This is a genomic window from Paenibacillus solani, assembly GCF_001277345.1.
Taxonomy (GTDB): Bacteria; Bacillota; Bacilli; order Paenibacillales; family Paenibacillaceae; genus Paenibacillus_AQ; species Paenibacillus_AQ solani.
In genome coordinates this window covers 1,593,621-1,602,885 of the sequence record NZ_LIUT01000001.1, presented here as the reverse complement: position 1 = coordinate 1,602,885, position 9,265 = coordinate 1,593,621, and the positions used below count along the sequence as shown (strand labels likewise).

Here is a 9,265-nt window from a genome sequence, read left to right as displayed (position 1 = left end):
GCTAACAGTTCCTACTGCCAAGCCTGTAGCGGACTTTCACCGCCAAGTTATCGCCCATGCCGGGCGCACCCAAAAAAGCCGATGTCTGTTCTTTGACAGTCATCGGCTTTATGGGGAGCTGGATACCACTTTTGTTCCATTACCCATTCTAATTTCCATGTTAAGCGTGAACCATTCGCAACCATTTCGTTGTTTCGTCTTCCCCTGCCAGTTCATGATCCTGTGGTATTTCTTCCTGCTCGTTCCAGCAAGCCAGGCATTGTTCTTCCGTTTCACATAAACAAGCATCATCGCAATGGTAGCACAAGCGGAGAAAGTTAATAGTCGTTTGATCTGTAAACATGATTATCGTCCCCTTCCAGAACCTTTTGGAATTGTCTTTGATTACATCTTTATAGTAGCATATATAAACGATAAAGTTTGTGATTTATTTCACAAAATTGTGTCTAAAAAGACTTTATCGATCCTAATAACCTCAATCGATAAAGTCCTTGCAGAAATCATCTCCACATTATGCAGCCAATCGGTGCACTTCTTTAAATACCCTGCCAGGTTCTTCCACCATCACTGCTCTTCATAAGACGTGATCGTTTCTTGTCTGTTGTTTCAATTAGCATCCAACCGACCTTCGGAGATGTAAATTGCAGTTTTACCACATTTGGATATTTCGCTAGGTTATTGGTCAACAGCTTGCTCTTAGGGAAGGGTGTCCAAGTTTTCCCCATATCCTTGGAATGATAGACAATGCCATTCACCATTCTAAATCCGTCATGGATCCGGTAAAAAACAGGCTGTATCGTCCCCTTTTCAGGATTACCTGTCATAGGAAAGGATACCAGATTCCATGACTTCCCTGTATCCGTCGTAAAGTACCCCATAAAGCTCGCCTGATCATCTCTTATGCAGCTAACAGGGATATAGACTTCTTTACCGTTACTGCCATTTCCGAGGAACTTAGGGGCTCCGGCGAATACCGATCCACATTGGTCTAACCGTTTACTTTTAAATACTTGTCCAGAAGACTTCCACTTCTGACCACCGTCACGAGTAATATATAATTTGGAATATTGCATTTCTCGAATCGTCGCAAAACCGACGAGCGGGTCCGTAAAGGTTAAACCAATGATTGAACCTGTTCGTGGGATTACGCTGCCTGGAATTCGAGAAGGCGGATATTCGGTATTCTGCATGATCTCGTCCCAAATTTCTCCATTGTTGCTGGTATGAAATAGCGTTTTCTCTTCTGCGCCAGGTGATAAATCTCCCTTCGCCATAATCCAGCCTTGTTGGGATGATACAAAAGACATCGCTGAGATAATACCTGTTTTGGGCAACGAAGACAGCTTCCAGGTATCTCCACCATTCGTCGTATTGAGCAATATCGTCTCGGCAGATCTCTGTTTGTTGCGAATGATCCAGCCATGATTTTTATCCGTAAACACGATATCTTTTCCATACTCGAGCTTATCAACAAACTGAACGTTGGAAGAAGGCGAAATATCAACCCACGTCTCCCCGTAGTCCTCGGTTATATATAGACGCAGTGCGGTATCCGTTATCCCCCATGCAATTCCTGTCGATTCGCTTAAGAGATGGAAATCCGTCAACCGTGTATGTATCTGATACTTACTTTTTTCTTCAGGTGCTTTCATGGCTGTTTCGGGCGTTACAATTGTTATTGTCTGACCTTCTTCTACATCTTCAACCGTTTCGGGAGGGGCTTCTGCTGGAGCCGTCTGCTGTTGTTTTATCGGTTCTGAAGTACAGGCAGCTAATATCAGTGTCAGCATCATTAGCATACCGAGCCAGAATATAAAACGACTTGATCTCAAGAATTCTTCCTCCTCATCATCATTTCAACATCAGCTGTACAATTACTATTTCGACATTATACCACATTCCATCTAACTGATTTGTAAAGAACCGACTTGTAGAATTTACAATAATGTATCTTTTTTGCTGGTTTTATTTATTTATGCATAAGGAGGATACCATCATGGAAACCTTTGAGATGTGAATGATTAGCTAGTTATTAAAAATGTTGGAGGTGAAATTACGTGGCTAAACCCGATAATCGCAAAGACAATGTAGAGCATTTGCAACAAGCTGTTCATAACACCATTGAAAACTACCGCGAAGCCGAGGATTATCTCGAAGAGTTCGGAGATGAGATTCCTGCAAGTGAGAAGGAAGAAATTCAAGATCGCAACGCTCGTCGCGAACACAGTATTTCCGGCTTCCGGGAAGAAATCAAAGACGAGGCAGCTCATCAGCAAGGAGAGTAATTCACGGATGACAAAATAACAGGGAGGAGCTTATGAAGCTCCTCCCTGTTATTTTGTCATATGAGAGCAGTGCCCCCATTATGGACTCTGTCTGACTATGACGCCTACATAATCCTTTAATTCCTGGGGCGCATCCGTAATAAAGTGCCTGATTGCCTTTACCCTTGATTCCAATTCCATCGTATCGTTCGAGCCTAGCTGCACAACCGATGAAGATGCCGTCGCTGTAACATCCAGGCATTCCACATGAATCGTTTTATATTCATTTATAATGTCTAATTCTACTTCTGATGGCAGTTGCCATCCAGGTATGAATCTTGAAAATATCGAGTAGTCCTCATAATTACCTTCGTCTTCAAAAAAAACCGGAACTTGACGTTGAACCGCCAATGCTCGCGTATAGGCATCGATATGTCCCGATTCACCACAAATGCATGCCGAACTATTTGAGATATTGATGATATATACATTATCAACGAGTACATGGCGTTTCATGATGCGGTACCCGGAGATAATGGAACGAGCGGAGTAGTCAGAAGAGATTCAGCAGGAGTGTCATAGATGGAGCTACTATTAATGACCCGGGTATCTCCGATCAACAGCACGGATGAGCTTGAGATTGCGGTGATACGGATTGATCCCACCCGGAGCTCTTTATTAATGACCGTCATTTTCATTAGTAATCCTCTTTTCTTGTTGCAATTGATATAGGTGCTGTTCAACTGCCTTTTCGATTTCTCTTTTCATTTGATTGGCGATCGTTTGCTCAACTTCTACGGGATTCATTGCTGAACTGTTATTGTGGTATTGCTGTAAGTAAACGTTGATGCGATCTCCTAGTTGTTTTCGGATATCTTCGATCATCACAGCAGCATACGGATCTCCAAGTACATGATTGGACTGGGGGATCATTCGCTCGATCTGCGCCGGTACTGCATGTTCCAGGTGGCGAGAGACCTGCTGATGTATATTCGAGTACAACTCTCTTTCTGCGGTTTCAGTCTGGAGTTGTTCTACCGACTGGCCATTGACGGTGATATTCTCCAACGGCTTGCCATCCGAAGGTGTCAGTCCGATGTTTAAGGTCCCTTCCAATTTTTCAATTTTCAATAAATCAAAATTATATTCGACGTGATCCGTCGTCTTTTGATTGCCTTGCTGTAATTGATTTATTTCATTACGCATTTCTTTTAGCATTTGTTCCATTCTGGTAAGCTGCTCTGATTGGGATTGAAGGCAACAAAACAATTGCTGGATATGATGCTGATACATAGAATCCCCCCTCGCTCCCTAATGATTGTATGCGTATGATATGAACCTCATTCTGGTTGATATAGACCTTCAATGGGCGCGGGTAGCGGCACCAGAGGTGCCGTATTATTCGGGGGTTCAAATTCTGGAGCAGGGCCCGTAAAACCACCTGTGTTATATATATTGGATAAAGCGCGGATCTCGCCTGCGGTCCCAATCTGAAGTACCGATGAGTTGGTCACCGCGTTAATCCTAAGCTGCTGTATATTAATGCATTGATGTACCGTAAGATTCAATGTGACTCACAACCTTAATTAAGCATTAGGCGAATCAATAAGATCCGGATCCAAAGTATTCGTACTGCTGGCTTGGTTGTTTGTTATATTCGTACCAATACTGTCTCCGGTGGTGAACGAGTTGGCGCCAGAATAAGCTTTTGAAGTGCTGTTTAAATCGATTACTCCTGTATTTCCAACCAATACCGTAGAACTGGGGCCCACGTTTACGATTTTCATATTTCCAATAATTGAAACCACAATTCCACCTCTTCATTTAAAATCTCCGCTTGGTTATATCCTATGTAGTCGAATGCCCAGATGTCACTTTAATATTCCTTCGCCCATACAATGGATGCATAGAAGGTAGGAGGGATTATCGTGAGCTCAAGATCCAAAAAGCCAGACTGGTTGACACAGGATTCTTTCTTTAACAACAATTCCTTTCCATTTAAAGACCTGAATCACCTTAATGAGGACTATCAACTGGATCCAACGATCATTGAGGATTATGTCAAAGATACGATACGACGAGCGTCAGCCGGAAATGAAATTCTGCCTGACCCGAACACACTTCGCTATGAAACGTTAGATACTCATAACTTTCTTGTTGTGAAGTGTTATGTACCCAAACGCATCCATCCGGAAAATTTATGGATTCAGCTGAACCGAACGCGGATCAAAATCAATGGCTTGCCAAAAGAACAACATCAAACCATATTATTACCCGTACCGATTTTGCCAGCGCAAGCCATTGCAACCTATAGACAGCCTACACTTCAAATTAAAATGCCAAAAATGTCGCCTGGCAAGCTTCATGATATTAATATTCGTTTCTTGTGATATCAGACCAATATTAACAAGGACATCAACCAGAAGCGCCATTCATATCAACCTGCATGCAACGGATCGAATGTTGTATGCAGGAAATATTGACTCAAATCTGAGTTACTATCTACATGTTAAAGGTTGCGATATTAAAAAAAGAGGCTCCCCCCTCATTTAGACCTTTTTAGTAGTTTCTATGTGAGTGGTTGGGTTGCGTAGACTGGAATGGGAGTAGATATGGATAAAGGTTTTTCTGTTGTGAATTTTTCATATGTTGAAATAATCATGTTGTTTACAAATAGATATTCCTTTATGCTAGCGATAAATTGAATTCTCTAAACGAAAACAACGCTACCTAACGGAACAATCTAAACATAACAACGAATAGGCAAGTCAAACAGGTGACGAATCGTCCCCTCCTGACTTGCCTATTCGTTGGATTTGCCAGTCTTATTATTAACCTTTGACGGCTCCTTCTGTCAGACCTTTCTGAATATACTTTGAAATGAACAGATAGACAATCAGTACAGGTATAACGGTCAACGCTACTGCCGTAGCCATCAAACCAAAGTCAGTTCCATACTGAGAGCTGATCTCATTCAGTAATGCCACGATCGGTCGTACGTTCTCTTTGTTAACGAAAATCAACGCGGAGAACAAGTCGTTGTATGACCACATAAACACAAAGATACTTGCCGAGGCGAACACCGGCTGCGAGATGGGCACAAAGATCTTCACAAACATCTGCCAGCGGTTACAACCATCCATAAACGCTGCTTCTTCCAGTTCTTTCGGAATGGTGGACATATAACCTGCAATAACCAAGGTCGCAAATGTTAGGTTCCCTGCAGTCTGAGGAAAGATCAGACCCCAATACGTATTAACCATGCTGGTTTTAATGAGAATTTCATAAACCGGAACTACTGTAGCAAAAGCCGGAATCAGCAAGGTTGCATACAGGATGGAATAGATCGTTCTTCTGCCTCTAAAATTGAATCTGGAGAGCACGTAAGCTGCAAGTCCTCCAAGCAATAATACCAAGAACACAGTACCAAAGGACATCACCAAACTATTGATATAACTTCGTCCAATGTTGATGCGGTCAAATGCATTTACATAATTCGAAAATACCGGTTCCCATGCAATGCCAAATGAATTGTTCATGACATCACGAGAAACCTTAAACGAATTGTTCACAATCCAAAACATAGGATAGATGGTTGTTAAGGACCACGCTGTCAAAATCACGTACATCAACGTGGTGCCTAAACTAAACCGACTTTTCCTAACGCGCTGAGTTTTGTGTTCAACGACGATGGTTGGCTCCATAACAGTACACCCCTATAATGCTTAGTATGTAATCTCGTCTTTTTTCAATAAACGATTGGCAAACATTGCAAGCAGTACACCAAAGACTACCATATATATTGCAACCGTTGATCCATATCCAAAGTTCTGATCCACCATAGCTTTTTTGTACATATACGTACCCAATACTTCCGTACCATTCTGGCCGTTCGTGAGCAGCCACACGAAATCAAATACCTTCATTGTACCTGTAATCGCCAGGGTAATAACAACTTTGACATCGCTCATAATCAGCGGAATAGTAAGCATCGTTGTTTTCTTGAACCCTGTGATTCCTTCCAATTTGGCTGCTTCATAATAATCTTGAGGGATCTTGGACATAGCCGTTATGAACAAGACGAAATAGAAGCCCACATAGTGCCAAACCGTTGGAATCGATACCGCTTTAAGAGCATTTTTCGCATCGAGCCACAGAACTTTCTCTATATTGAAGCTTGCGAGCAAATTGTTCAACAGACCGAAGTTGTAGTTGTAGAACAGCACAAACAACAAGGATATAGCTGTTCCTGAAATAACAACCGGGAAGAAAAATACCGTTCGATAAAAACCTTTTAACTTTGAAATGTTATCCACCATGACGGCGAGCACAAGCGCGATTCCTACCTGGAACACGATAACATATAACATAATTTCTAGTGTATGCAGCGTTGCAGCTCCCAACAGCTTATCCGTAAAGAGTCTCTCATAGTTAGCCCATCCCACAAACTTTTTGTCAAAAAATCCTGTGGTGCGATAAAAACTCAAATACAAGCTTTTAAAGAATGGATAATATAAAAAGACTGTCATGATGGCGGCTGTGGGTAATAAAAACAGCAATATATACTTGCGATCACCCTTCATATTAATCACCCTTGATGTTTATTTTATCGTCCATGTCTAAATGACTACGCCGCCCGAAAGGAAGCTGAAGGGCGGCGTACGTCACTTTTAATCTACGGTTACTGATGAAAACTATTTTTTATTATCGTCCTCAGTTTTCTTCGCTTCTTCGACTGCTTGTGTAGGAGTTTTCTTACCTTCCACTACAGGCTGAACACTTGCACGAAGATTACCAAATGTTTCCTGCGAAACTTTGCTGTCAACCGGTGCAACGATGGCATCTGCTTTAGCTGCCATAGCGAAACCGTCAAGAGCTACTTGCGCCAATCCTGTCACTTCTACGTCAGCTGCAGGTGTACCACCATTAGCAGAAGCGATCTTTTGGATCGAAGCCGGGGAAGTCAGATGTTTCAATAATGCGACAGCAGCATCTTTCTTGCCTGTATCGTCATAAGTAGCTTTGGAAAGATAGAATCCGGAACCGAATCCACCAATGATTTCGTTACCTGTACCTGCGCCGCCAGGAACCGTAGGGAACGGAACAACCGTGGAGTTGTCACGAGTATCTTCGTTCCAACCACCTACTGCCCAAGATCCTTCGAGCGTCATCGCAGCCAGTCCTTCGCTGTAGTAGTTACCGGACATGCTGAGATCAATTGTTGCTGCATCTTTAGGGAATGCACCTAGATCATAAAGCTCTTTCATAGCGCTGTAAGCTTTTTCCCAGTTTGGATCAATGCCATCAAGAAGACCTTTGCTCTGGCCTGCCTGACCTGCGGCAGACAAGATTGCATGCTCGATCAGGTAGTGGGATTGGTCAAATGGTACGGACAAAGGAATGATACCCTTAGCAGAGAGCGTTTTCACAGCTGTGGTCAGCTTATCCCAGTCTGTTGGAAGCTCAAGACCATTCTCTTCGAAGATCTTTTTGTTAACGAACAAACCTTCATAGAAGCCAGTTAATGGAGCAGCATAGATATTGCCATCTTTTTGCTTGGCAAGCTCAAGCGCATCTGGAATAAATCCATTTTTCCAATCAGCATCACCATCAAGAATTTCGTTCAATGGTACAACTTTACCAGCATTTACGAAGCCTTCAGCATCAGCACCGATGAAGTAGAACAGCAAGTCGGGCTCATTGCCGCTGTTCATGTCCGTGTTGACTTTGGTTCTGAAACCATCATCGTTTGCAGACAGGGTATCGTTATCAATTTTTACATTCGGATGAGCTGCAGTGAACTCATCAAGAACGGATTGGAACGCTTCACGAGCCGCGTCAGTTCCGCCGAATGTCGAGAACACACGGAGTGTAGTCGGAGGGAAATCTTTTTCCTCTTCTGGTTGAGCCGTTTCGGTTGGCTTTGTTTCTCCTCCTGGAGCAGGCTCAGATGTGCCGCTTTTACCACCACCGCATGCCGCAAGCAGCATGGAAAGCAGCAACATGACACTCATGAGTAACATGGAAGTTCTTTTCATTTGTAATCCCCCTAAGTATTTTTTAGAACCTATGTAAATCTTGCTGTCTACCAAAATTTTATTCCAACCCCTACTGGTTTCAAAGGGGGACATTCATATTTGAGGGGGGTAAATTCCTCCAAGCTACTTACTATATGCCCATTTCAACCAGTAAATACCAAAATGATTGCCGGGAGAACTGAATAAAGGGTAAAGTGCGAAATGGCTAAGCAAGACGGATCAATTTTTCTATTGTGAATTTTTCATATGATGAATTAAGCTAATATGTAATCTCTCCTTTCCTTAAACAAGCAAGGCCCATCCATGGCAATATGGATGGGCCTTGCTCTTCAACTTATATCACTCTCTTATTATCAGTGCTAGACTAAAATCCGGCTCGGTCCATGCTTCTTCAAGAATTAAAAAATTGCGACGGGTTGTTACGAACCGGATCTATAAATTCATCATAACGGCCGCCAGTATAGGATTCGATCACTTTGCGCCAAAAGGCTTGGGCGGGTATATTGTTGCTTACTTGGGTAACCTTCCAACGTCCCTGGTATAAATCGAATAAACAGGTAGCTGCCCAAGTTCCCAAGCCCGTTCGCCGATATTTCCGCATTACGAAAAATTCCGTCATATAATAATCGGCTTCCCCTGTTTTCTCCATCTTTTCGATCAATGCAAAGCCTGCTGGCCGATGATCAAATGTAATTAAATGAGGGTATTTTCGTTCCCGTTTTTTCCAGAATTCATCCAGATCGGGATATGGTAAAAACAAGCCCTGATCAGTTACCGATATATCGAGGTACTCGGTAAAATCATAGAGATACAACTGCATGAGATTTACGATTACAGCTTGCTTTCTCTTGGGAACAAGTTCAATTCCCATACGTTTTGATGCGTCTAAGATCATGCTGCCGCCTCCCTCGGTGACATCCATTAGCGAATCGAGTGTTGTGCATGCAAGTTACAGTTTCTCAG

13 protein-coding genes are annotated in these 9,265 nt (G+C 42.7%); 3 read left to right on the top strand and 10 right to left on the bottom strand.

Going from position 1 to position 9,265, the window contains the following annotated elements; all coding sequences use genetic code 11:
* A partial coding sequence (locus tag AM231_RS29435) for a hypothetical protein (RefSeq protein ID WP_207383540.1) occupies positions 1-280 on the top strand: 280 nt, incomplete at its 5' end.
* Between the two features lie 256 nt (positions 281-536).
* Here AM231_RS29435 and AM231_RS07310 read toward each other — a convergent pair.
* The gene (locus AM231_RS07310) at positions 537-1,832 is read right to left on the bottom strand and encodes a YCF48-related protein (protein ID WP_054402006.1); all 1,296 of its coding nucleotides are present in this window, start codon (positions 1,830-1,832) and stop codon (positions 537-539) included.
* A 225-nt stretch (positions 1,833-2,057) separates the two neighbouring features.
* Between AM231_RS07310 and tlp the strand changes: the two genes are divergently transcribed.
* Complete coding sequence (gene tlp, locus AM231_RS07305) at positions 2,058-2,285, top strand: small acid-soluble spore protein Tlp (RefSeq protein ID WP_053493763.1); 228 nt, start codon at positions 2,058-2,060, stop codon at positions 2,283-2,285.
* A 78-nt stretch (positions 2,286-2,363) separates the two neighbouring features.
* Here the strand turns inward: tlp and AM231_RS07300 are convergent, their stop codons facing one another.
* The 5 genes from AM231_RS07300 to AM231_RS07285 are packed head-to-tail and all read right to left on the bottom strand — an operon-like array spanning position 2,364 to position 4,072.
* A complete protein-coding gene (locus AM231_RS07300) occupies positions 2,364-2,780 on the bottom strand; it encodes a spore germination protein GerPE (RefSeq protein ID WP_054402004.1) in 417 nt (138 codons plus the stop codon).
* Entirely contained in the window at positions 2,777-2,962 is a 186-nt protein-coding gene (locus tag AM231_RS07295; RefSeq protein ID WP_054402001.1) for a spore gernimation protein GerPD, read from the bottom strand. The genes AM231_RS07300 and AM231_RS07295 overlap by 4 nt, the downstream gene beginning before the upstream one ends.
* Positions 2,943-3,557, bottom strand: a complete 615-nt coding sequence (gene gerPC, locus AM231_RS07290; protein WP_054401999.1) for a spore germination protein GerPC — start codon at positions 3,555-3,557, stop codon at positions 2,943-2,945. Before gerPC ends, AM231_RS07295 begins: the two co-directional genes overlap by 20 nt.
* Positions 3,558-3,604: 47 nt before the next feature.
* Positions 3,605-3,832, bottom strand: coding sequence for a spore germination protein GerPB (locus AM231_RS28015; protein ID WP_082341557.1), 228 nt, complete (start codon positions 3,830-3,832; stop codon positions 3,605-3,607).
* 18 nt (positions 3,833-3,850) lie between these two features.
* Positions 3,851-4,072, bottom strand: coding sequence for a spore germination protein (locus AM231_RS07285; protein ID WP_054401997.1), 222 nt, complete (start codon positions 4,070-4,072; stop codon positions 3,851-3,853).
* A 120-nt stretch (positions 4,073-4,192) separates the two neighbouring features.
* Here AM231_RS07285 and AM231_RS07280 point away from each other — a divergent pair, with 120 nt between their 5' ends.
* Positions 4,193-4,654 carry an Hsp20/alpha crystallin family protein gene (locus AM231_RS07280; protein ID WP_054401995.1) on the top strand — a complete coding sequence of 154 codons (462 nt, stop codon included), beginning with the start codon at positions 4,193-4,195 and terminating at the stop codon, positions 4,652-4,654.
* 441 nt (positions 4,655-5,095) lie between these two features.
* Here the strand turns inward: AM231_RS07280 and AM231_RS07275 are convergent, their stop codons facing one another.
* From AM231_RS07275 to AM231_RS07260, 4 genes are all read right to left on the bottom strand, one after another.
* On the bottom strand, positions 5,096-5,968 hold the full coding sequence (locus tag AM231_RS07275; protein ID WP_054401993.1) for a carbohydrate ABC transporter permease: 873 nt from the start codon (positions 5,966-5,968) through the stop codon (positions 5,096-5,098).
* Positions 5,969-5,989: 21 nt separating this feature from the next.
* Positions 5,990-6,847: a carbohydrate ABC transporter permease gene (locus tag AM231_RS07270; protein ID WP_054401992.1), complete on the bottom strand. Its 858-nt coding sequence runs from the start codon at positions 6,845-6,847 to the stop codon at positions 5,990-5,992.
* Positions 6,848-6,958: 111 nt separating this feature from the next.
* Positions 6,959-8,302: an ABC transporter substrate-binding protein gene (locus AM231_RS07265; RefSeq protein ID WP_054401991.1), complete on the bottom strand. Its 1,344-nt coding sequence runs from the start codon at positions 8,300-8,302 to the stop codon at positions 6,959-6,961.
* A gap of 391 nt (positions 8,303-8,693) precedes the next feature.
* Positions 8,694-9,197 carry a GNAT family N-acetyltransferase gene (locus tag AM231_RS07260; protein WP_054401990.1) on the bottom strand — a complete coding sequence of 168 codons (504 nt, stop codon included), beginning with the start codon at positions 9,195-9,197 and terminating at the stop codon, positions 8,694-8,696.
* Positions 9,198-9,265: the final 68 nt, after the last annotated feature.

Bases quoted from the DNA above. Each gene is read 5' to 3' on its own strand.
- AM231_RS07300 (WP_054402004.1), bottom strand. From the start codon at position 2,780: ATGAAACGCCATGTACTCGTTGATAATGTATATATCATCAATATCTCA.
- AM231_RS07295 (WP_054402001.1), bottom strand. From the start codon at position 2,962: ATGAAAATGACGGTCATTAATAAAGAGCTCCGGGTGGGATCAATCCGT.
- gerPC (WP_054401999.1), bottom strand. From the start codon at position 3,557: ATGTATCAGCATCATATCCAGCAATTGTTTTGTTGCCTTCAATCCCAA.
- AM231_RS07275 (WP_054401993.1), bottom strand. From the start codon at position 5,968: ATGGAGCCAACCATCGTCGTTGAACACAAAACTCAGCGCGTTAGGAAA.
- AM231_RS07270 (WP_054401992.1), bottom strand. From the start codon at position 6,847: ATGAAGGGTGATCGCAAGTATATATTGCTGTTTTTATTACCCACAGCC.
- AM231_RS07265 (WP_054401991.1), bottom strand. From the start codon at position 8,302: ATGAAAAGAACTTCCATGTTACTCATGAGTGTCATGTTGCTGCTTTCC.
- AM231_RS07260 (WP_054401990.1), bottom strand. From the start codon at position 9,197: ATGATCTTAGACGCATCAAAACGTATGGGAATTGAACTTGTTCCCAAG.